The 20,777-nt window shown below is 40.3% G+C and carries 28 protein-coding genes; 5 read left to right on the plus strand and 23 right to left on the minus strand.

The genetic code is table 11. The features are described from left to right. Window positions 1-58 precede the first annotated feature (58 nt). From E0485_RS05135 to E0485_RS05180, 10 genes are all read right to left on the minus strand, one after another. Window positions 59-1,660 carry an ATP-binding protein gene (locus E0485_RS05135; RefSeq protein ID WP_132416914.1) on the minus strand — a complete coding sequence of 534 codons (1,602 nt, stop codon included), beginning with the start codon at window positions 1,658-1,660 and terminating at the stop codon, window positions 59-61. 170 nt (window positions 1,661-1,830) lie between these two features. Next, the gene (locus tag E0485_RS05140) at window positions 1,831-2,730 is read right to left on the minus strand and encodes a hypothetical protein (RefSeq protein WP_132416915.1); all 900 of its coding nucleotides are present in this window, start codon (window positions 2,728-2,730) and stop codon (window positions 1,831-1,833) included. A gap of 19 nt (window positions 2,731-2,749) precedes the next feature. Further along, window positions 2,750-3,250 carry a GNAT family N-acetyltransferase gene (locus E0485_RS05145; protein ID WP_132416916.1) on the minus strand — a complete coding sequence of 167 codons (501 nt, stop codon included), beginning with the start codon at window positions 3,248-3,250 and terminating at the stop codon, window positions 2,750-2,752. Window positions 3,251-3,256: 6 nt separating this feature from the next. Then, window positions 3,257-4,048, minus strand: coding sequence for a sugar phosphate isomerase/epimerase family protein (locus E0485_RS05150; protein ID WP_132416917.1), 792 nt, complete (start codon window positions 4,046-4,048; stop codon window positions 3,257-3,259). A gap of 29 nt (window positions 4,049-4,077) precedes the next feature. Beyond that, window positions 4,078-4,581, minus strand: coding sequence for an NUDIX hydrolase (locus E0485_RS05155; protein WP_132417145.1), 504 nt, complete (start codon window positions 4,579-4,581; stop codon window positions 4,078-4,080). A 13-nt stretch (window positions 4,582-4,594) separates the two neighbouring features. Next, window positions 4,595-5,146, minus strand: a complete 552-nt coding sequence (pgsA, locus tag E0485_RS05160) for a CDP-diacylglycerol--glycerol-3-phosphate 3-phosphatidyltransferase (protein WP_132416918.1) — start codon at window positions 5,144-5,146, stop codon at window positions 4,595-4,597. 33 nt (window positions 5,147-5,179) lie between these two features. Continuing rightward, a complete protein-coding gene (locus tag E0485_RS05165) occupies window positions 5,180-5,689 on the minus strand; it encodes a DUF6886 family protein (protein WP_132416919.1) in 510 nt (169 codons plus the stop codon). A gap of 71 nt (window positions 5,690-5,760) precedes the next feature. Beyond that, entirely contained in the window at window positions 5,761-6,183 is a 423-nt protein-coding gene (locus E0485_RS05170; RefSeq protein WP_165921080.1) for an NUDIX hydrolase, read from the minus strand. 19 nt (window positions 6,184-6,202) lie between these two features. Then, complete coding sequence (locus E0485_RS05175) at window positions 6,203-6,820, minus strand: cyclase family protein (protein WP_132416921.1); 618 nt, start codon at window positions 6,818-6,820, stop codon at window positions 6,203-6,205. 86 nt (window positions 6,821-6,906) lie between these two features. Further along, a complete protein-coding gene (locus tag E0485_RS05180; protein WP_207910933.1) occupies window positions 6,907-7,752 on the minus strand; it encodes an AraC family transcriptional regulator in 846 nt (281 codons plus the stop codon). A gap of 51 nt (window positions 7,753-7,803) precedes the next feature. Here E0485_RS05180 and E0485_RS05185 point away from each other — a divergent pair, with 51 nt between their 5' ends. Next, entirely contained in the window at window positions 7,804-9,006 is a 1,203-nt protein-coding gene (locus E0485_RS05185; RefSeq protein ID WP_132416922.1) for an SGNH/GDSL hydrolase family protein, read from the plus strand. A 179-nt stretch (window positions 9,007-9,185) separates the two neighbouring features. On the opposite strand, the gene E0485_RS05190 is transcribed toward E0485_RS05185, so the two are convergent. From E0485_RS05190 to E0485_RS05245, 12 genes are all read right to left on the minus strand, one after another. After that, complete coding sequence (locus E0485_RS05190) at window positions 9,186-9,860, minus strand: hypothetical protein (RefSeq protein ID WP_132416923.1); 675 nt, start codon at window positions 9,858-9,860, stop codon at window positions 9,186-9,188. 15 nt (window positions 9,861-9,875) lie between these two features. Next, complete coding sequence (locus E0485_RS05195) at window positions 9,876-10,334, minus strand: NUDIX domain-containing protein (protein ID WP_132416924.1); 459 nt, start codon at window positions 10,332-10,334, stop codon at window positions 9,876-9,878. A gap of 19 nt (window positions 10,335-10,353) precedes the next feature. Beyond that, window positions 10,354-11,055 (minus strand): class I SAM-dependent methyltransferase, encoded by a 702-nt coding sequence (locus E0485_RS05200; RefSeq protein WP_132416925.1) that lies wholly within the window; start codon window positions 11,053-11,055, stop codon window positions 10,354-10,356. Between the two features lie 22 nt (window positions 11,056-11,077). Continuing rightward, window positions 11,078-11,488, minus strand: coding sequence for an HIT family protein (locus E0485_RS05205; RefSeq protein WP_132416926.1), 411 nt, complete (start codon window positions 11,486-11,488; stop codon window positions 11,078-11,080). Window positions 11,489-11,526: 38 nt separating this feature from the next. After that, a complete protein-coding gene (locus E0485_RS05210; protein ID WP_132416927.1) occupies window positions 11,527-12,030 on the minus strand; it encodes an NUDIX domain-containing protein in 504 nt (167 codons plus the stop codon). A gap of 39 nt (window positions 12,031-12,069) precedes the next feature. After that, on the minus strand, window positions 12,070-12,864 hold the full coding sequence (locus tag E0485_RS05215) for a class I SAM-dependent methyltransferase (protein WP_132416928.1): 795 nt from the start codon (window positions 12,862-12,864) through the stop codon (window positions 12,070-12,072). 17 nt (window positions 12,865-12,881) lie between these two features. Continuing rightward, a complete protein-coding gene (locus tag E0485_RS05220; protein WP_132416929.1) occupies window positions 12,882-13,274 on the minus strand; it encodes a GNAT family N-acetyltransferase in 393 nt (130 codons plus the stop codon). 78 nt (window positions 13,275-13,352) lie between these two features. Then, complete coding sequence (locus E0485_RS05225) at window positions 13,353-14,069, minus strand: YebC/PmpR family DNA-binding transcriptional regulator (protein ID WP_132417147.1); 717 nt, start codon at window positions 14,067-14,069, stop codon at window positions 13,353-13,355. 166 nt (window positions 14,070-14,235) lie between these two features. Next, on the minus strand, window positions 14,236-14,742 hold the full coding sequence (locus E0485_RS05230; protein WP_132416930.1) for a YcxB family protein: 507 nt from the start codon (window positions 14,740-14,742) through the stop codon (window positions 14,236-14,238). A 26-nt stretch (window positions 14,743-14,768) separates the two neighbouring features. Beyond that, the gene (locus tag E0485_RS05235; RefSeq protein WP_132416931.1) at window positions 14,769-15,350 is read right to left on the minus strand and encodes an O-methyltransferase; all 582 of its coding nucleotides are present in this window, start codon (window positions 15,348-15,350) and stop codon (window positions 14,769-14,771) included. Window positions 15,351-15,399: 49 nt separating this feature from the next. After that, window positions 15,400-15,789 (minus strand): VOC family protein, encoded by a 390-nt coding sequence (locus E0485_RS05240; RefSeq protein WP_235857433.1) that lies wholly within the window; start codon window positions 15,787-15,789, stop codon window positions 15,400-15,402. Between the two features lie 49 nt (window positions 15,790-15,838). Continuing rightward, window positions 15,839-16,366, minus strand: coding sequence for a cysteine hydrolase family protein (locus tag E0485_RS05245; RefSeq protein ID WP_132416933.1), 528 nt, complete (start codon window positions 16,364-16,366; stop codon window positions 15,839-15,841). Window positions 16,367-16,568: 202 nt separating this feature from the next. Between E0485_RS05245 and E0485_RS05250 the strand changes: the two genes are divergently transcribed. From E0485_RS05250 to E0485_RS05265, 4 genes are read left to right on the plus strand one after another with little or no spacing between them, the layout of a single operon-like run. Next, a complete protein-coding gene (locus E0485_RS05250; RefSeq protein WP_132416934.1) occupies window positions 16,569-17,426 on the plus strand; it encodes a transporter substrate-binding domain-containing protein in 858 nt (285 codons plus the stop codon). A gap of 14 nt (window positions 17,427-17,440) precedes the next feature. Continuing rightward, the gene (locus E0485_RS05255; protein ID WP_132416935.1) at window positions 17,441-18,148 is read left to right on the plus strand and encodes an amino acid ABC transporter permease; all 708 of its coding nucleotides are present in this window, start codon (window positions 17,441-17,443) and stop codon (window positions 18,146-18,148) included. A 12-nt stretch (window positions 18,149-18,160) separates the two neighbouring features. Continuing rightward, a complete protein-coding gene (locus E0485_RS05260; protein WP_235857435.1) occupies window positions 18,161-18,874 on the plus strand; it encodes an amino acid ABC transporter permease in 714 nt (237 codons plus the stop codon). 25 nt (window positions 18,875-18,899) lie between these two features. Further along, window positions 18,900-19,655: an amino acid ABC transporter ATP-binding protein gene (locus tag E0485_RS05265; protein ID WP_132416936.1), complete on the plus strand. Its 756-nt coding sequence runs from the start codon at window positions 18,900-18,902 to the stop codon at window positions 19,653-19,655. Window positions 19,656-19,693: 38 nt separating this feature from the next. On the opposite strand, the gene E0485_RS05270 is transcribed toward E0485_RS05265, so the two are convergent. Then, window positions 19,694-20,761 carry a Gfo/Idh/MocA family protein gene (locus tag E0485_RS05270; protein WP_132416937.1) on the minus strand — a complete coding sequence of 356 codons (1,068 nt, stop codon included), beginning with the start codon at window positions 20,759-20,761 and terminating at the stop codon, window positions 19,694-19,696. Between the last annotated feature and the right edge of the window lie 16 nt (window positions 20,762-20,777).

Here is a 20,777-nt window from a genome sequence, read left to right on the forward strand (position 1 = left end):
CACGCCGATAATGCAGCAAGCTATTTGTCCTTTATACAACTTCTCTCGTGAATCGCGATCATGGCTGGTTTACTTTACTTCTCCTGCCTGATTTATTGTGCAATGCAATCGGCAATTTCACTGTAAATACAGTGTCTAATCCAACTTCGCTCGAAACGGTAATCTCCCCGTTATGATCCTCAATAATTTTTTGGCATAAAGATAATCCAAGTCCTGTTCCATCTTCCTTGGTTGTATAGAAAGGATCAAAGATTTTATCAATTTCGTCGTTTGCAATTCCTTTGCCATTGTCACGAACTTGAATAACTGCCTGATTATCTTCTTGATGGAGTGTAAATTGGACATGCCCAGGCTGTTCCATTGCTTGGAAACTATTGCGAATCAAATTGATCAATACCTGCGTTATCTTATCGCGATCCATCCGTACTTGTGCAGCATGATCTAGAATGATCAATTCAATCGTATGTCCTCTTGAAGTCGCTTCAGGCTCACATAAGGAATACACTCTTGCCATACAGCTGGCAATCAACTCATTCTTCATATTTCCCACATGAGGCTTCGAAAACTGAAGAAATTCTGCAGTCAATTCACCTACTCTTGTAATTTCACTCATTATCACATCATACCAAGGCAGAATATTATAGCCAGAATTTTTAGATAATTGTATAAAGCCTTGAATGGATGTTAATGGATTGCGAATTTCATGTGCCATACTGGCAGCCAGTTCGCCTACCAGCTTCATTTTATCTGAACGCGATTGTTCTTCTTGTTGTTTGAGCCAGAACTCACGTCTCATTTGAAAAATACGATCTTCACCTATATGAATGAGATGCTGGAAAGTAATTGCATCCTGTGGATATCGCGTTGTGCTGTATGTGATCTGAATACCTAACTCTTCAAAATTAAGAAGTTTATCAATTTGCTCGGAGGGCCGAAGCAAGATCGAGAAGCGGTCCCCTGCATATCTAGACGCACCCAAATGATTCGGAAAACGCGCTATTAAGCTTTGAGATAATTTGACCAGTATTTCATTAGCTGTCGCTATGTCCTTGGCATTATGCGATTTAAAATTATTTATATCGAATAATACAAATAAGAATTCTTTATTCGTTTGGATGGTCTGCTGAACTTTATTCATATAGCCAAAGTAATTGTATAGCCCTGTTAGGGCATCATGATTGGAGAGGTAGTCATTTTGCTTTGTCAATTCCTTCCTCTCGGTTTCAATGTTAATAAAAATGTGAAACAAAAGAACCAAGAGAAGAGATGTCATCAGATCAAATACAGTAGCTAATAAGGTATATGTTGTCAAGGTTTCCATATAGGATAAACGAATAGCCGAATATTCCATTATTAATAATAAAGCGATCGGAATCGTTTCTTGATATCTCTTCTTGTTTTCAATCAAATTCACAATAAGAATGTAATACAGTAGAACACACCAATTAAGCTCACTAGCCAAGTGGAATGCCCCTAGGAAAATAAATTGAATGCCTTTAAGCCAAGGAAACTTATGATCATATACTATAGCTGTATACAACAATATGGCAGTAATAATCAGGAAGAAGATGTTCGTAGAATGATGAAGAATCAAAGAGGAAATTAAAACAAATAGCAAGATAAATGGTGCACAGATCAACTTGACACTTCTAATAGACAACTGGTATCACACCTTATTAAGAGGTTGTATTGTCATAATTTTGTCACTATTTAGTTTAAGAATTCTACTTTTTATTTCAATTTCCTCTGTAAAACATTATTTTTTTATCTGCTTGCACAATGATTTGACTAAAAATTTCATGTTAGCTTTGTGCTTTACATAAGCTCACATCAACCTTTGCGATAAATACGAATCTGGTATATGTTCCATTCCGTTTTAAGTTCGTCCAAATGAATGATTTTCCACGGATTGAAGAAGGTTTGCCCATCTTTATTGAAAAACAGATGATCTCCAATATGGTATGAAGCATGCTGAATATTGCCCGCTTCATCAACCCAAACAACTACATCTCCTACTTGTAACTCCTCAGTCGTAGTTGCAGAGTAGTTAGCATAGCTTAAGCTTTGGATAAAAGTTAAGGGATGAATCCACTCATGAATGATCCATTCCTGTCCTTCAGGATTCATACTAATCGCATATAAAGTCGCAGCCAAGCAATTCGCACCTGACTCAGATGGGAATGAATTAGCATATTTCCGCAGACTTGCTGGTAACATCTCTGGAGCATCGATCGCCTTCCAGTTATCCCAGCTCTGTGCATATGCCTCTATTGTGTGCACCTTGCAATCATACAAAAGCTGCTGCCACATCATACGTTGGAGAATGACATATGACTTATTTTGTTCCTCTACTATAAATTCTGCAGGGAACATGCTAACGTCAGTGATCAATGAGAGTGGAATAATTAAGCCTCTTCGGGCAGCAATCTGTAATCTAAATAATTCATCTCGAAACTCAGAAGGCAGGCTCATTATCCAGCTTGGCTGAGCTATGATCACAAACTGATTATTTGTTGAAATATTCCATATTTCATAACTATTGTTTATCTGTATCTGAGTATAAGCTGCATGATTCTTAAATTCTTGTCTTGGCATCACTAGCACTTCATCCAGAAAAGCTCGAAACCTATTCAGGCCCATTTCTGTTACAAAAAATAAATCCTTATCAGGCACATATTGTTCGATCCATCGACTGATCTGATCTTGAGTTGGACGTAATGCAATATTCATAAAATGGACCCCTTCTTAGCTACAAACTACAGATATCTGTAACCATCGTGATGGACGTGTCTACACTTCCCACCTTAATAAAGCCGTAACGCTGATATAATTTCATAGCTGCGTGATTATTCGGGTCTACGCTTAACGATAGCTTCTGAATTCCCTTAGCTTTCATCTCATCGATTAATGCTTGCAACAATGCAGACCCTAGTCCAATACCCCTGTATGCTAGCGATAATGCCATCCACATTTCGGGAATATCGTTACTGACATAGCCGTATCCTTTGTTATTTTCAGCAAAATAACGAAGGATTATCGCCCCAACAGGCTTCTCTGCATCATCAACTGCAATAAGTCCAAGGTCACCCTCTCTGCCCCAAGCCTCTACATACTTAGATAAGGAAGGTTCATGAATAACTTCTCTCTTAAAAGGCTGTTCCCCCTCCTGCACAAATAGAGATTCATAAAGCATATCCCATAGGAAATCTATATCTTGCGAAGATGCTTTTCTAATTGAAAATGAGTTCATGTCCAGCTAGCTCCTTTTGTAATTGTTGCGGATCGCTTCTATCGATTGTGCGAGCGTTGTGCTAGTTTTGACTTCAACAACGACAGTAAGCTGATGATCTTCAGCAAATTGAAGGCGTTCATTAATTGGAACAACTCCTGAGTATACAAGCTGATGATCTGATTTGTGATTATAATCATGTAAATGCATATGTTTAATTCGGTTAGAGAATCTTCTGAACGTTGGTTCTTCCTGAAACCCTGCAACTGCATCATGTCCAACATCCCATGTTAAGAAGAAATTATCGAATTCGGACAAACGATCAAGTGCTCTACTCACCCAAGGCAGATGAAAATTCGCTGTATTCTCAATGCATAATTCGACTCCTAATTTATTCGAATATTCGTATAGTTTACAATAGGACTCATATAGTCTTTGCTGAAATTCAGCTTCATATTGTTCGTTAATCCATACTTTGGTATGAGGCAGAGTAAAATAAATTCCTTTATTCAGATGCATATTAATTGTCTTAATCTGCGCCTTGGCAGCCCAATCAATTGTTTCGATACAGCGATCCAAATGACCTTGTCGTATAGAAGGCTGAAAAGAGGATAAATCAAATTCTTCTGGTAAATGAATTGTAAAATCAATCCCGTATTTAAATTTCATGTCCAGAAGCTCTTGTGCAGGTAAAAACTCAGGCGTATAAATAGGAATATTCATATTAAGCTCGATAAAATCCAACTTCAATTCCTTACATCGCTTCAAATTTTCCTCTAGAGACTTGAATTCTATTAATGTTGGCATTCCAAGCTTCAAATGACACCCCCGCCTTCATAAACCAAAAATTAATTCATTCCGAAAATCGTAAGCGCTTCCTTTAAAATTAAATTCATTAATGCATGATCATTAATGACATAAGGAAATTCACTCGCCTCCACCCAAACCCGCGCTGTTGCTTCATTTTCTCTGGCATATGGCAGACATTCTGTGATTTCCATTCGATAGAACACTTGATAACCGATCATTGGATATTTGCCGTTCGGATCGAAGTTCGGATTCTCTTGGTGATTGACTTTGATCATCCCAAGCAGGCCAGATATCCTTCCCTTCACATATCCTTCTTCATGTACTTCCCTATGTAAAGCTTGCTCTAACAATTCATTATCTTCTACATGACCTCCAGGAATACTGAAGCCCCGATCCTTCACATGCACTAATAAAATTCGATCCTTGTCAAAACAAATGCCATGCACACTTGTTACTTTATCTACACTCGGAAGCTGGTCAGTAGGAAGCCACGTCAATTTGACGTTACCGCCACCCCAGTTCACGTATATGGACTGATTCATCATATCACCTGTTCTATTGATGGATTAAGCGAATGACATGCTTGTTCTTAATCAAATAATTAATACCTGAACCTACAGTGAGTATCGTAGCGATTAGCATCATCATCTGATCTAGCTGATAATTTAAATCGAGCAGAACCAAACTGATCGCTGCGACTTGTAGAACCAATTTTATTTTGCCAAACCGATCTGCAGCCATCACCACATTTTTAGTAATTGCAAAAGTTCTAAATGATGTAATGACAATTTCGCGTCCGATAATAAGAATTGCCATCCAAGATGCTACTTGATGATTCGCAACTAAGATAATGAGTCCCGCCACGATCAATAGTTTATCTACAAGCGGATCCAGCAGCTTTCCAAGCTTCGTTACTTGATTGTATTTGCGAGCTATGTAACCGTCTAATTTATCCGTCGCAGCTGCGAGTAAGAAAATAATCGTCGCTATAATCGTTGCCACATCCTGACTTATTGGCAGCACATTTGTTGCTATTGGTGTTAGAAACAGAAAAAACACAGGTATCAAGCCTAGTCTCATCATCGTTATTCTATTGGCCCAGTTCATCGTCATCATCTCCTCATTAATCTGCTTAGGCTATCATCTAGCATTCTCAAATCGATGAATTCCAAAATCTTGAATGGATGATCGCAGGATTGCATCTCTAAGTGGGTGTAAGCTGGGCGTGAATCTGACTTCAATATTCATATCCATTAATCTATCTAGTAAATGATCAAGCGGCTGCATTTCTTCGGGTATGATGGTTTCTTCTGAAATGTAATATCCAGCAGTCTTAGCAAATAGCTTAAAGCTATCACCAGGTAAAGTATATTTATAAATCGTTCCTTCATTTATGGCTTTATACCAATGAGTCTCAACAGTCACAATCTTATTAGCAGAGCTAACTCCAAAAAATCTCGTCAGATCCTCATCGCTCATATCATCCGATCTTGTAATCACAATGCGGGGACATTCTCTTGGAAAATAAAACGTGAACTCATGCTCTTGATCAATCGCCCATACAACGGGAGGCATGTCCTTTCGATTATGCTTGACTCTAGGCCTGAAAATTTCGATATTGGATTCGCTACTAAAATGAAACAGCTTCATTCGGATTCCACCTCTCAAGTATGGTCATCTATCGCATAATCAATATTTTACCATTATTACTGGCAAAATGCTCAAATTAACCTTTGAGATCTTGCAAGAATGAGTCCTATACCTAATCGTGGATCATTCCAAGTGGCGTTGGCGATTTTATTAAAAGCTTCTTGAATATCAACATAAAGAACCTCAATATCTTCATCAGCATCAAGCATCTGATTGGCCTCACCGACAATTGAGTTTGTAAAATAAAGCGTAATGGTAATTGGGCTTGCAGGAACATTATACGTTCCTAACTCTATTAAATGATCTGTGATCAGACCTGTCTCTTCTTTAAGCTCTCGAATAGCACCGCAAACCAATTCTTCACTATGCTCAACTCTACCTCCTGGCAATTCGTACGTTTGCTGGTTCTTCCCTGCCCTAGATTGCTTAACAATGACGAGCTTACCCTTATATATCGCGACGATCTTCACGCCTCTAATTACTAATTTATTCATAGGATCAAATCCATTCATCTCATGATTGAACTCTCGCAATTACACGCGCAATAGATGAGTCTGCCTTAATATGAAGTGGAAGTGCTATAATCTCAAATGACTTGATGTGCAACAGCTTGTCCAGATTCGTTAAGTTCTCCATGATTAAGATTTTATTATTGAATAAGAGTTTATGTACATGAAATGGATACATATCTGGAGATGGTGTATCCAGTCCGATCATTTTGACCCGCTTCTTAACAAGTAATTCTCCGAATTCTACTGTTAGAACAGGATAATCAGTAAAATATTCATTTTGCCCAAAAAGCTTACTATGCCCTGTATAAAGAATGACAATTTGCCCATCTCGGATGATTTGCTCATATTCTGGTTTGTAATTAATTGTCTTGTGTCCAGAAACGTCAATTAGGCAAGCATCGCCTATAAAATTCTCTATCGGAACTTCATTCAAGTACGTTTTCGAATCAGTTAAATGCATCGGACCATCAATATGTGTACCAGCATGCATATTAATAGATAATTGATGATTGTTGTAATAATCCCTATCTAAAAATTTGGATTGTTTCAGATCCGTCTCTGCATCTCCTGGAAACACAGGAATACGATCTTGAATGAGATGAGTGAGATCAATAATCATGATTATTAATTCCTCCTTACGCCAGTTTTCCTAAAAAGAATTCTCAGTTTATACATCAACCATATACCGATTTGGTGTCCTTTTAGTTACTTTCTCACAATCGGAACCCAAGCTTCGCAGCGGTAGTCTTCCGCCTGGGAGTTTCCCGGCAGGTACACTTCGATTTCCGGCAGACCTGCGTGCTCAAAATCAGTGGCTGGAAACCACATCTGATAAATTTTTCGGAATCCATTCTGAATGGCATCGGGAATCGATCCGTCGCAAGGGAAAACGGCCCAGGTAGAAGTTGGGATCGTGTACAAAACCAACCCATCCATCAAGGAATCAGGCCCTGCTTCCCTACCGATCATGTAGGTGAATTCTTCATCGAAATTCAGGGTCATACCAAGTAATGGCGTATCCGTCCCCAGGGCACTCAGGTTGGACAGCGTGCCATCCGCCAGGCTTTCACCCCAAAACCACTGCCGGGTGCGGCCCTCATTCCCGCAGTTGATCTCGGCAGATTTGCCAACGACAGTGAACGCTTCTTTCTGGACGATTCGGTATTCGATTTCATCCTCCCCTAACGCGTCGAACTGGAACGAAACGCGAGGGAACGCTTTTAAAGAAACTCCCGCTTGGCGGGCTTCCGAAGGGGCAATACCGTGGATTTTACGGAACGCCTTGCTGAAAGCTTCAGGCGAATCGTATCCGTATTTGAACGCGAGATCGACGACTTTCACGGAGGATACGGCCAATTCTTGCGCAGCTAGCGTCAATTTCCGCTTTCGCACGTATTCACCCAGCGTTATACCACTCCACATATGAAACATGCGTTGAAAATGAAAAGGGGAAGAATACGCAGCCTTCGCAATGGTCTCGACGTTAAGCGATTCTTCCAGATTACTTTCGATGAACGCTAGCGCGTCCTCCATCCGTTCCCGCCAATCCAATTCGCATCACCTCATCTCCATTATACATGTCGCATCCTAGATGTAAAAAGCATGAAAAGACAGGATCACGGCCATTCCCGTTGTTACAATGGGATTGAACAAATGGAATCGAACGATGAGGTGATGATGAATATGATTCAGATCGGCAAAAAGAGGCTATTATTCATTGGCATGTTATGCGTCTGCATGGCAGTCCTTGCGGGATGTCAGAACACAACCCAAACCAGGGCGCAAACCAACACTCCCACTCCAACCAAAGCACAAATCGGCACCCCTGCCCCAACTAAAACGGTGGAGAAGAAATTAATTGAACCGACCAGTCCCGAGTGGCTCTATGCGAACGGCCCTTGGAAGAAAGTGAGCATTGAAGGATGGGGCGAGGTGATGAAGGGTTGGATGACGAGCTTAGACCGTTCGCAGATCGGAAGACGCGCCAAGATTGAAACCGACAGTACGTTTGCAGTTCTCAAGCATCAAAGCAGGGGGGTGGCGGTATGGATCTATGTCGACGGGAAACTTGCAGTCGATGGTGGCATAAGCTCCGAGACCAATGAGATTCCGATTTACATCGATCAGTCGGGGTGGCACCAGATCGAGTTTGTTTTCTCTTCCAACAGCGAAATTAGCGGATTGTACGTTAGCCCAGACGCCCATGTAAGGAAGCCTGAAGACAACCGAAAAAAATTGGTCGTCATGGGCCATAGCTACATTGATGGAACAGGCTCCAGCAACTATGGGTTAACTTCACTCGTACCTGTGCTTGGCGATATCCTTGGCGTCGAGAGCGTCAATCAAGGGATCGGCAGGACGGACGTCGACGTTTCTGTCCCAGCCAGTGTCAATAATAGCGGATTAGACCGCGTTGAAGCGGACGTCATTCAATTAAATCCCGATTATGTGCTTTCCGTTTACGGTTATAACGCTGCCGGACGCATAGAGCCCGAACAGTACCAGGCGGATTATGCGAAGTATCTGCGAACGATAAGAGACGCGCTGCCGGATACGTCGTTATTCGCAAGCGGCATGATCGCGGTCTACACCCGGTCCGATGAAAGCAATGCGCCCTTTAATCAAGCGATAAAGAATGCATGCTCAAGCGTTTCCAATTGTACCTTCATCGATCTGTCTGGCCAATGGAACAAAGATAACTTCCCCACTTATGTTTCCGGAGACGGGGTACACCCCAATGACGCGGGATACCGTTTCCTCGCGGAAGAATATGCGAAGGCGATATCATCGGTCAGCAAAAAATAACGCGTTAACCTTCCAACGTTCGCAAAAAAGACACCAACTCGGTGTCTTTTTTGCATGCATCTTGTTACGGAACCGTTGATTGGGCCATGGAGAACAATGTGCCTAACACTTGATGGGCGAAGGAATGGTTTCCATGAATCTACTGCGTCAAGTTGAATCCGAAATGAACCGTATGATTTCTACATTGCGAAATCGTCAGGCGTTTTCCTAAAAAGAATTCTCAGTTTATACTTCAACCATGTGATAAGAACCGATTCAGTACTTTTATGTACACTTACTTTGTCATGATAATAAAAATCTTCTACTTCAACATTGATCTTCGCTATTGGTTTTACAGGAACTTGGCTAGTCCATTCATCAAACGAAACTAACCCCTTATGAGCTCTCTTAAATGAATCCATTGGTAAAAAATAGATCATCCCTCTTGTCCAAGGTGTATTATTACCAGATTCTTGGCTAAAGGAATAAAAGTGGAATCTTGCGCCGCTTCTCGTTTCTAAACAACCGTTTCGGATATTTCCTATCAGTTTCTTTTTATCGAAAACAGCATAAAATAGCGGCCAAATTCCATCCTTTGTCGCAAACACTGCCTCTACATACTCACCGTTAAACAAGGTCTGCCTTCTGGTTTCAAATTTCTCGATGAACTGATCGTTAGAGCCATGGAGCAGAACACCCTTATGAGCAGCAATGTAAGCAATAAATCGATGTTTCGGATACGTACTTGTATAGTGAATGACTCCACCGCTACGAATCGCATCGTCAAAGATTTTGTCATATACAGCTATTTCATCGGATGAATAGGTCAATATAGGAGATTGATAAAAGAATAACTTCAGTATAAGCGAAATCATTTTCGGAACATCTCCCTAATTTCTAAGTATTCCTACTCTTCCCGCTAACAAATCTTCAAAAACTGGCTGCTGAACCGAGCTAATATTCGCAATATCGATTTCGTCGATACTCATAAACCGAAGCTCCAGCGATTCCCGATTAGAATCAGCGAATATTACGGAGTTGCCATCATTAGCTATTTTCCCTACTAGTGAAACTTGTGCATGAAAAATAAACATCACGAACACGACTTCATTACCGTCTGGATAACGATACTGCATTCTTTCTCCACTATATATGCCATAAAGCTCATGCTGCATCACATGAAGACCCGTTTCTTCTAAAACTTCACGTATCATCGTTTGCTCGATACTTTCTCCTGCTTCCATACCACCACCAGGTAGTCCCCAATTGCCATAATCTGAACGTCTTTGGAGGAGGATGCGATTGTGCTGATCACGAATGATCGCTCCACCAGTAACAATAATTCGCATGGATTTAACCTCATTTATTCTATGATTTGTTTGCAACAAATGTCAGCCAATTACTCTTAAACTTTATATTTCTACCGTACTTGATTTCGGTCATTTCTTGCGGTAAATGGCGCATTATGAGAATCTCCCAGTCTTGATAGAGTTCCTGTAGCAGCCGAATTGCATGCTGTGTGTTAAGATTCAGTTCTATTACACCAGCAGTCTCTTCTCCAGTTACGAGATCCTGTTCCATAACTTCTGTGCTCATCAATATACAATTAAATCCCTTAGCTCTTGTACCAGCTTGTAATCTTCTGACCACTGTCTCAAAAGCCGACTCAGACGATACATGCTCTAAACAGGAGCAGGAGATAATATAGTCAAACGTAAGTTCAGGAATTTTATAATGCTCTGCATCTGCAACTATCGGGACAATGAGATCTTGGACATCATACTTCTGTGCATTCTGATTAAGCACTTCGATTGCCGTCTGCAATAAATCCACACAATAAATATTACCACCCTGAGCTTGCAGCTTCTGAGCTATCGGGATGCTATTTCGCCCCACACCACAACCTAAATCTAGTACATTCTTAGATCCTGCATCCAATAAGTCAAAAGTTTCGACAACGACCTTAACTGGCTTCGCAAGCCATGTCCCCGATTCAAACAGCTTATGTTCCGTATATAATTTCTCGTGATAACTAATTTCTTGTCTCCGCGCTAACTCAAAAACTTCCATTTGTTCACCTTTCCCTTATGCCTTATACTAATCCCGCGATCAACATCTGTTTAATATCTTTAAGAGTCCGACTCGTCTTGAAATCATCCTTCGGATCAGACCAACTGAATCCATCTCCAGAAAATCTCGGTATCACATGCATATGGTAATGCGCAAGATCATTGAAAATTCCGCCATTTTGACAGCAAGTAATGCCATCGGGTTGCATAACTTTCTTAAGCAGCTTCGACATTTTGACTGCAGCGTTCATTATTTCATTTCGAGTCACTTCATCTATTTCATCCAGATCGAGATAATGCTGTTTTGGCATGATCAATATATGACCATCATTAAACGGCGCAATGTCGAGTAAACAAACCACATAGTCGTTTTCATAAACAATATTGACTTCCATTTCGATTTGATTCACTATTCTACAGCCCAAACAATCCATATACTTTACTTCCTTTCTAAAGCGGAGAATTCTCCTTTTTACACTACGATTGGGTCCTTTAGCGATGACCACTCCATAACAGGCGAACCTTCTGGATTGATTGTTAGGACACCCACATATGGATCATTCGTATTCATTCCTGTTGTCAAATAATGCGTCAGCATAGCTCTTATAGTCCAAGGTAGTTCTAAGGAAAGTAGACTTTCAATGTCAATCCAGTGCAATTCGCCTTCGTCATTCGTTATTAAATGGTTCTTTAAGGTCTTGCCAAAGTACACGTACTGAACTCTAATTTCAGTCTCTTTGATTCGGATGAGTTGATACTTGAAGGTTAGATCAATTAACTCATCGGATGATATTCCTGTTTCTTCTAGTATTTCTCGAATACATGCTCGCTCAGGATCATTCATTTCCTCAGGCTCTATATGTCCGCCCACCCCAGTCCATAATCCTGGAGCAAGCTTACGATCTGCATTACGCTTTAACATCAGCATATTAGTACGATTACTTAGAAAAGCAGTTGACATCAATCTAGTTTTCATCCTAATTTTATCTTCCTCCACTAGCTATGTAATATATGCTCATAATTTAAAACAAATATATAATCCATGACTGCTTATTCCAAGTATACTAGCTTCTCTACACGTTGATAAATGATATTCCATCCAAGTTTGATACTGCTCCTCAGAAAGTTTATCAATCTCCTCACTGAGCGTATGGCTTAAGCCATCTGTTCCTAAATGATCGATCATCCGTATGGGATATGCATTCATAAGAGATTCTACCTCAGCAGGACTGGTGTAGTGTGAATCAATCCAGAAAGAATCAGGGTCATTACCTTTCAAATTGCCATCAGAGATCACTTTATTGATGGTGCTTTTCGTTAGGTACTCAGGAATCTTCTTAGCTAGCATAGGTACGACAGAGAATTTATTGATATATGCAATTGCTAGAATTCCTCCCTCACGCAGAACTCTCAATGATTCTTCAATCAGCTTGGTTTGCCTATCAGAATCAATAATATGGTAATAAGGCCCAAAGCAGAGGACAACGTCAAAAGTACCTGAATCAAATCTGGTTAGATCAGTCGCGTCACCCACTACAGCCTCTAATTGAATTCCTTCTTGATGCATTATTTTGGTATGAATAGCTTCAATATTTCTAGGAGTTAAATCAAGCGCAGTAACCTTATGACCTTGTTCTGCAAAATGAAAAGAATACACCCCAGTCCCAGCACCTAAATCCAGTATTTTCGATTTCTCTGGGATCAGCGCTGTTAATGCATAGATGCTCGTAATAAATTCGATTTTTCTGGAATTTCGCTTGAAGCGAAGCTCTTCATCAACAATTTCATAATATTGAACGATACTTTCCATTTCAACCCTCCATATTGTTAGGATAGCTTCATTCCAATCGCAAATTCCTTAAAGTCAAACTTATGATAAAATGGCATGTTATCTTCAGAGCAGAAGAGTTGAACATGCAAATTCGTCTCCTTGCATTTCTGAACTAATCTATTAATTAATTCACTTCCAATCCCTTGCCGCTGATAGTCCGGTTGAACTCCAACACCACACAAATAAGCATTAATATATCCATCTGTTATTACTCTACCTGTACCAACCAATTGATCTCCGTTATAGGCATTCATTGTTATGCCACTTTGCATTATGGCTCGATGCAAGACCTCTGGTGATAATTTCAGATATTCGTTCCAGCCAAGATCCTCATATAGCTCGTAAAGCTGTTCTACGTTTGCAGCTTCATCTGTATACCGTATCGGCATAAGGGACTCATCTCCTTTTTTTTATTGCATATGTATATAATAAGAAGCCGCAAAGTATTGCGGCTTCTCACAAGAAGATTATTCTTCGTCGTCTACGTTGTGATAAACTTGTTGAACATCTTCTAAATCTTCTAATGCATCGATCATTTTATCGAATTGAGCTTGTCCATCTGAAAGTGTTACGTAATTCTGTGCAAGCATTGTTAGCTCAGCAACGGTAAACTCAGTAACCCCCGCATTCTTGAATGCTTCTTGTACAGCATAGAATTGGTCTGGTTCAGCGTATACCAACACATTATCTTCTTCTTCCACAATGTCACGAACGTCAACATCTGCTTCGATCATAAGCTCCATAACTTCATCTATTGTTTTGCCTTCAACACCGATAACGGCTGTTGCATCAAACATGTATGCTACAGACCCGCTGACACCCATATTACCACCATTTTTGCTAAAAGCGGCTCTAACGCTTGAAGCAGTACGGTTCACATTATTCGTCAGAGCATCTACGATCACCATTGAACCATTCGGTCCAAAGCCTTCATAACGAAGCTCTTCATAAATTTCATCTGAACTGCCTTTTGCTTTATCAATTGCACGATCAATGATTGCTTTAGGCACATTGTACGTCTTGGCACGTTCTAATACAACCTTCAGAGCACGGTTAGCTTCCGGGTCGGGTTCACCTTTTCTTGCTGCTACATAAATTTCAAGACCGAACTTAGCATAAATTCGACTTGTGTTTGCATCTTTGGAGGCTTTTTTTTCTTTAATATTATTCCACTTGCGGCCCATACCATGTTCCCACTTTCGATAATTTTTGTCCGTATTATAGAATTTATAACATTTGGTATCATAAATTCTAAGTAATACCTTAAGAAACGCATCCGTCCATAATGACGGTGAAATCATTTCTTCTTGAGTATCCATTATAACCTATTTTTTTTGTATTTTTGAAGCCTTATCGCACTAAAGTTCGATTCTTCCAATTCTCCATGACCGCTCGAATAAATTCATTCTCTTCTGCTTTGTTCGAGAACGATCTCTTAGGAATGATAAACCCTTGAATGTTATTGACATAAATATAGATGTATTCCTGATTCTGTCTTAGTTCTTGAACACCATCCCACAGGTATTGTGAATTGTTTACAGAAGTTGAGCCGTGTAAGCCACTGGCATTAACTTCAACAATATGCTCGCCTATAATTCCAGGGCTGTTATCAACTAATTTCATTATTTTTCTCTTCATAGAAAAAATTACATAAATGTTAGCTAATACTCCTGATATTAATCCTGCAACAATTGCATAAGCCCAATTATGAACTATGAAGTTTAATAGTATAACGATGAAGAGAGGGGAAACGATCAAACTAAAGTAGGTTTTGGTTCGATATTTCGGCATTTTTAACAAAGTATACTTATTAAACTTCCAATAATCTTCCTTGGTAATATCTAAAGTAATTTTCATTTATACACACCTTTCGTTCATGACATTTACTTGTTTCGAGTTGCTATAATACAAGCTTCTCTTGGAGATAATCGAAGTTCTTGGGCTTCAAAGTGCGAATGATTCAGCCAGTATTCTCGAAGAGCATCTGGTTTCCCTTGCCATTCTACTGGCCAATATTCCTCAGGCGTTAGATCATCAATCAAGACAATCCCGCCAGGTTCAACAAGCTCGACTAATTGATCAGCCTCTCCCTGCTTTGCGCTACTCACATCTGCGAAAATAAACTTATACGGACCATATAAAGCAGCTTCTTTCCAATCTCCTGTAATAAAGGTAACATTGGACTGTTCAAGATAGGACTTAGCAACTGCAATCCGCTTTTTCAGAATATCCACTGTATAGAAGGATACATCCTGACTTAAAGCTGAAATGATCCAAGCTGCACCTACACCATAACCGGTTCCAATCTCCAAAATACTACCAGAGGTAATCTGACCTACTAGCGTTCGCAACAATCTACCAATTGAATCCGTACACGAAAATTCAAATTGATGAGACGAAGCAACAGCACGCATCGTCTCAACGATTGTTGGTTTATATTTATCTGAGTTATCAATATGGGGCATACATAGAATCTCCTTCTATTAGATAGTTTGAGAAACATGTCTAGTCATTTTAAGGTGCCACTAACTCGACTTTTATTCGGTCGGGATCTTCGAAAAACAAAGCATAATAATGTTCTCCACCTGCGAAAGGATGCTTATCTTTGTAAAGTACGTTCATTCCCATAGACCGAACCTTTATAGTTAACTCATCCACTTGTTCTCGCGAAGTCGCATGGAATGCCAAGTGATTTAGTCCTACACGACAACGATTGTATGGCATGTCCAAGTGTTTTTCTTTTGCTTGAACAAATACAAGGTAAGTATCTCCTAATTTCCAACTACGACCTTCTTCCCATTCCTGATAGGGCGAATAACCAAGCTCTGATAGGAACCACCCCCAGAAGTCAGCCGAACGTTTAAGGTTTGATACGTAAATCTCGATATGATGTAGTAATCCCAAGTGATTCACCCTTTTATATCTAATTTTCTCAATCTTATAGGATACCGCCTTACTCAAATACATCCTCGTCGCTACTCTTGTGGTCACTGAACCAACTCAGCACACGATTATGATGGTTAATAATTTGAGCTGCCGTAAGCTCTTCCGTATTCCATGTACTATGTGCATCTCGAATAAGTGTAACATGATAGCCCAGACTATAAGCATTCCTACAAGTCGTATCTACACAAACTTCAGTCTGAATTCCAGTCAGTACAAGCTTGCGAATCCCTCTGCTATCAAGCTCCTGTTGGAGTGATGTTTGATAAAATGAATCTGGCGTTTTCTTCTGAATCACAATATCATCATGTTCGGGAGCAATCGCCTGGTGAATATGCCATCCCGTTGTTCCATGCTCTAGCGGTGTCCCCGCTCTAGAATTATGTTGTATGTAGAAAATAGGAATTCCCTTTGACCTAGCCTCCGCGATTAACTTCTGAATTCTAGTCAGTAAAAGCTCGCCTTGAAATACGGGGTCAGACTCGTTAAACATCGCCACCTGAACATCAATGACTAATAAGGCAGTGTTGCCGGACATATCATAAAGCCTCCCAGTTTCCAAATGTTAAACTCTCCATTTATCACATTAATTCTACCATAATAAACCAACACTAACCAGAACATTAGTTCCTCAATACGGTATAAATTATCGCAAAATTTAATATTATTTAAATTCATACTTTACAGGTAGGATTAGTTGTGCTAGTATTTGGATAATTTTAACACAGGGAGAGATTTAGATGAGAAAGAATAAGAATAAAAAATGGTTTAGTCACATTGTCATTGGCGTATCATTGCTTGTTCTGTTGGCAGGCTGCGGCACTAGTAAGGCAAGTTCAGGTTCTGAAGTTCGTAAAATCAAAGTAGCTTACGATCAAGCATCTAAACCAATAACATGGTTAGATGAGAATGGCAAAGCGACTGGCTACGATGTCGAGGCGATGCGTTTGGTCGATGAATTGCTTCCACAATATGAATTTGAATTCATTGGAACATCAAATGATGATCTTCTACTAGGGGTTGAGCAAGGCAAATATCAGATTGGAATTAAGAATGCTTTCTGGACTGAAGAACGTACGAAGAAGTTTATTTTTCCTAAAGAGTTCCTTGGGCTAAGCAGCATGGGACTTGTGGTCAAAAAGAAGAACGAGAATATCAAAACATTAGCTGATTTTGCCACGGCTGGCCTAGAGCTTGCTCCAATTGCAGCTAATAATGCGCAGTACGCGATTATTGATGAGTACAATAAAGCAAATCCGAATAATCAAGTGAAGCTGAAAGCAGGAGACACCTTCTCGATCGATATTGTGCAATGGGTGAACGAGAATCGTGTTGACGGCGGAGCGATGATTGAGGGGCTTTTTGAGAAGCAAGTTGTTGATAAAGATGGACCTTATCATAATCTAGCAAATGATATTGTTTACAACGAATTTGCCGTTATCAAAACATGGCCGCTATTCAACAAGAAGGAACAGGAACTAGCAGATGCTTATGATACAGCGATTAAGAAAGTGAAAGATGAGAAGAAGCTTGAAGAGCTCAGCGTCAAATTCTATGGCAAAGATTTATTTGATGTTTTAAATAAAGTTAAACGATAAGGATTTGAGGGATCATGGGCAAATATTTTGATGTGGCATATATAGGGGATGCATTCGCAGCACTCATTCCTTTTTTAAGTGTAACGATATGGGTGACAATCCTGTCAGTACTCATCGGCACTGCATTCGGATTCTTAATCGCCGCTGCCAAGCTAAGCAAATACGGGCTTGCTCGCAAGCTAGCGAATGGTTATACAACCTTAATCCGATGCACACCATCCATCGTACTGCTCTTTTTAATCTTCTACGGTGTGCCAGCCCTATTCGAACCATTCGGTATTAATTTGAATGATTGGAGTACAGCCGTATTCGTTGTGATTACCTTCTCACTGCAATTCGCAGCCGCTATGTCTGAAGTGATTCGCAGCTCCTATCAATCTATCGATAAAGGGCAATTTGAAGCCGCTGTGAGTGTAGGGCTAAGCCCATTGCAGGCATATTGGAGAATCATTGTCCCGCAGGCTTTGGTCATTGCCCTGCCTAACTTTGGCAACAGCTTTCTGGCATTAATCAAAGAAGGTGCTCTCGCATATACGATCGGATTAATCGACGTTATTGGTAAGGCGAATCTGATCATCGCCAGCAACTATAATGCACATGCCCTGGAGATATACATTGCATTAGCAATTATATATTGGATTCTTTCCTTTATTTTGGAACGACTATTCTACCTCTTGGAGAAATGGTTCAGTAAAGGCAAACAATCTTTAAAAACTGTATAAGGAGGAGTATCCGTGTCTGAAGGTATCAATTTTGAATTCTTGATAGAAGCATTTTTCATTGCATTATCCGGTGCTCCTACCGCATTACTAATCACACTTGTTACATTAATTGTTGCAATTCCACTTGGATTATTAGGAGCCTTAACTCGGATTAATCAAGTTCCCGTATTGAAACAATTGACCAGAGTGTACGTCTCATTCGTTCGTGGTACGCCTGTCATCATTCAAATCTTTATTATTTACAGCAGTGTCCCTTTATTGCTAGCATCTTTTTTTGAAAAATACAGCATCAACATTGATGTGTATAAAGTGAATCCCATTTGGTATGCGTTCATCGTATTTGCATTGTACACAACGGCGAATCTAATCGAAGTTTTTCGATCTGCACTTAATACGGTAAGCAAAGGGCAGCTTGAAGCCGCCCTATCCACTGGTCTTACCCATGTGCAGGCATACCGCAGAATCATTCTTCCTCAAGCGTTAGTTTCTGCACTACCGAATTTATGTACAACGACAACCAATCTCATTAAGGCGACATCACTGGGATTTGCTATGTCCTTGCCAGAAATAACACTCAAAGCCAAGGTAGCAGCCAATGTCGGTTACAATTATTTAGAAGCGTACATTGATATTTTCCTCGTCTATTTAATTATTTGCAGTATCGTAGAGTACGGATTCAAATGGTACGAGAAACGTCTTGCCAAATATAAAGCAGCAGTTGCATAAGAGGCCAATAGGGGGCGAATCAGATATGTTAGCGATTAACAATATTCATAAATGCTTCGGTAAGCAGGAAGTTTTGAAGGGTGTTGACCTAACCATTGATAAAGGGGATGTAGTCGTCATTCTTGGACCGAGCGGTTCTGGAAAAACTACGCTGCTTAGATGCATTAATTTTCTGGAGCAGGCCGATCAAGGGGAAGCTCGCTTTGGGGATGAACAGGTAAATCTTAGTACCGCATCTAAGAAGCAAATATACAGTCTGAGACAAAAGACAGCGTTTGTTTTTCAAAACTATAATTTATTCAATAACAAAACAGCACTTGAGAATGTAACAGAAGGACTCATTATCGGCAGAAAAGTACCCAAAGCAACGGCTGTGCAAATTGCCAAAGCCGAGCTCGATAAGGTCGGACTTTCCGATAAATATGACGCTTATCCAAGCCAGCTCTCTGGTGGGCAGCAGCAGCGAGTTGGGATTGCTCGTGCTCTAGCTTTGAACCCCGATATTATTCTATTCGATGAGCCTACTTCTGCATTAGACCCCGAATTAGTCGGTGAAGTCTTATCGGTCATGAAGACAATTGCTAGAGAGGGAACAACGATGCTAGTTGTTACACATGAAATGTCTTTTGCCAAAGAAGTAGCTAACCGTGTTATTTTCATGGATGGCGGTATGATCGTCGAGGAAGGCACACCGAAAGAAATTTTTGAACACCCGAAGGAAGAGCGCACACAACAATTTCTGAAACGGGTATTGCCTGAGGAATTCTCTTATGATATTTAGGTTGAAGGGCGTGCTTTATAAGGCCACGCGCATGCCCATTATATTTTCACTAATACTTGTTCTCGATTTTTCGATGAATGAAATATGGCATCCATGACCAATTGAACTCGATGACCATCTTCAAATGTAGGGATGTCAGAAGAAACTTTTTTATGAATAATCGCTTGATAGATATTATCCACCATTGGGTAGAAAGCACTGTAATAAAGATTAGCTGGTGAGGATAATTGGCTTGGTGGTTCTGGTGTATCTATGGCAATTGGCTGATAATCGCCTCCATAACTCACCCTTAAATCTCGATCATTCTCCATAACTAATGTGCCTTCCGTCCCATAGAACTCTAATTTCCAACCTTCTCCTCGTACTGCAGAGGTCAAGAAGTCGATCGTGAAGGCTGCTCCACTGCGAAAATGTCCGATTATGGTAAACGCATCCTCAGCATCTCTTTCTTCTATTCCATCTTGTCCATTATAATAGGGAACCATCGTTCGTAGATCAGCGATGACATCAACGATAGGTTCATTCATCCACCACATTAAGGAATCGAGCATATGCGATCCTACGGCAAATATATGTCCCCCTCCGTCACTGCTTCTGCCATCCCAGCCCCTATACCCCGAAGTTAGATTCTTATATCCAGAGAAACTACCCTGATATTTTATCGATTGGATGGTACCCAACTGCTTGTTGTTTAGCATTTCTTTGATCTTAAGTCTGATCGGTGTGAGTCTCCACTCAAAATTGACAAAAGCAGGTCGATTAGATGCCTCTAGCTCTTTCAAGAGCATTCTAGTTTCATCGGCATTCATGCCCAATGGTTTCTCGCACAATATATATAAGCCTTGTCGCAAGCAGGCTAGAGCCATTTCATAATGAAGCGGTGGTCTAGATGTAATACAGACTAAATCAAGCTGCTCTCGTGCCAGCATAGACTTCCAATCCGTATAGACATTCGGGATCCCTAGATTATGGGTTGCCACATGCGCGTGACCACGATGAATGCTTGTAATAGCTTGTACTTCAAACCCTTCATGTAATGAAAAAATAGGAGCATGTACAGAAGCTCCAAATCCAGTTCCAATTATCCCAACCCGAATTTTCTTCATGTATCTATGCTCCTAA

The sequence above is a fragment of the Paenibacillus albiflavus genome, from assembly GCF_004344915.1.
In the GTDB taxonomy this organism is placed as follows: domain Bacteria; phylum Bacillota; class Bacilli; order Paenibacillales; family NBRC-103111; genus Paenibacillus_AM; species Paenibacillus_AM albiflavus.

Excerpts from the sequence above, each read along its gene's own strand:
- E0485_RS05140 (WP_132416915.1), bottom strand. The coding sequence starts at position 2,730 with ATGAATATTGCATTACGTCCAACTCAAGATCAGATCAGTCGATGGATC.
- E0485_RS05145 (WP_132416916.1), bottom strand. The coding sequence starts at position 3,250 with ATGAACTCATTTTCAATTAGAAAAGCATCTTCGCAAGATATAGATTTC.
- E0485_RS05155 (WP_132417145.1), bottom strand. The coding sequence starts at position 4,581 with ATGAATCAGTCCATATACGTGAACTGGGGTGGCGGTAACGTCAAATTG.
- pgsA (WP_132416918.1), bottom strand. The coding sequence starts at position 5,146 with ATGAACTGGGCCAATAGAATAACGATGATGAGACTAGGCTTGATACCT.
- E0485_RS05165 (WP_132416919.1), bottom strand. The coding sequence starts at position 5,689 with ATGAAGCTGTTTCATTTTAGTAGCGAATCCAATATCGAAATTTTCAGG.
- E0485_RS05170 (WP_165921080.1), bottom strand. The coding sequence starts at position 6,183 with ATGAATAAATTAGTAATTAGAGGCGTGAAGATCGTCGCGATATATAAG.
- E0485_RS05175 (WP_132416921.1), bottom strand. The coding sequence starts at position 6,820 with ATGATTATTGATCTCACTCATCTCATTCAAGATCGTATTCCTGTGTTT.
- E0485_RS05185 (WP_132416922.1), top strand. The coding sequence starts at position 7,804 with ATGAAAAGACAGGATCACGGCCATTCCCGTTGTTACAATGGGATTGAA.
- E0485_RS05190 (WP_132416923.1), bottom strand. The coding sequence starts at position 9,860 with ATGATTTCGCTTATACTGAAGTTATTCTTTTATCAATCTCCTATATTG.
- E0485_RS05195 (WP_132416924.1), bottom strand. The coding sequence starts at position 10,334 with ATGCGAATTATTGTTACTGGTGGAGCGATCATTCGTGATCAGCACAAT.
- E0485_RS05200 (WP_132416925.1), bottom strand. The coding sequence starts at position 11,055 with ATGGAAGTTTTTGAGTTAGCGCGGAGACAAGAAATTAGTTATCACGAG.
- E0485_RS05205 (WP_132416926.1), bottom strand. The coding sequence starts at position 11,488 with ATGGATTGTTTGGGCTGTAGAATAGTGAATCAAATCGAAATGGAAGTC.
- E0485_RS05210 (WP_132416927.1), bottom strand. The coding sequence starts at position 12,030 with ATGAAAACTAGATTGATGTCAACTGCTTTTCTAAGTAATCGTACTAAT.
- E0485_RS05215 (WP_132416928.1), bottom strand. The coding sequence starts at position 12,864 with ATGGAAAGTATCGTTCAATATTATGAAATTGTTGATGAAGAGCTTCGC.
- E0485_RS05220 (WP_132416929.1), bottom strand. The coding sequence starts at position 13,274 with ATGCCGATACGGTATACAGATGAAGCTGCAAACGTAGAACAGCTTTAC.
- E0485_RS05225 (WP_132417147.1), bottom strand. The coding sequence starts at position 14,069 with ATGGGCCGCAAGTGGAATAATATTAAAGAAAAAAAAGCCTCCAAAGAT.
- E0485_RS05230 (WP_132416930.1), bottom strand. The coding sequence starts at position 14,742 with ATGAAAATTACTTTAGATATTACCAAGGAAGATTATTGGAAGTTTAAT.
- E0485_RS05235 (WP_132416931.1), bottom strand. The coding sequence starts at position 15,350 with ATGCCCCATATTGATAACTCAGATAAATATAAACCAACAATCGTTGAG.
- E0485_RS05245 (WP_132416933.1), bottom strand. The coding sequence starts at position 16,366 with ATGTCCGGCAACACTGCCTTATTAGTCATTGATGTTCAGGTGGCGATG.
- E0485_RS05250 (WP_132416934.1), top strand. The coding sequence starts at position 16,569 with ATGAGAAAGAATAAGAATAAAAAATGGTTTAGTCACATTGTCATTGGC.
- E0485_RS05255 (WP_132416935.1), top strand. The coding sequence starts at position 17,441 with ATGGGCAAATATTTTGATGTGGCATATATAGGGGATGCATTCGCAGCA.
- E0485_RS05265 (WP_132416936.1), top strand. The coding sequence starts at position 18,900 with ATGTTAGCGATTAACAATATTCATAAATGCTTCGGTAAGCAGGAAGTT.
- E0485_RS05270 (WP_132416937.1), bottom strand. The coding sequence starts at position 20,761 with ATGAAGAAAATTCGGGTTGGGATAATTGGAACTGGATTTGGAGCTTCT.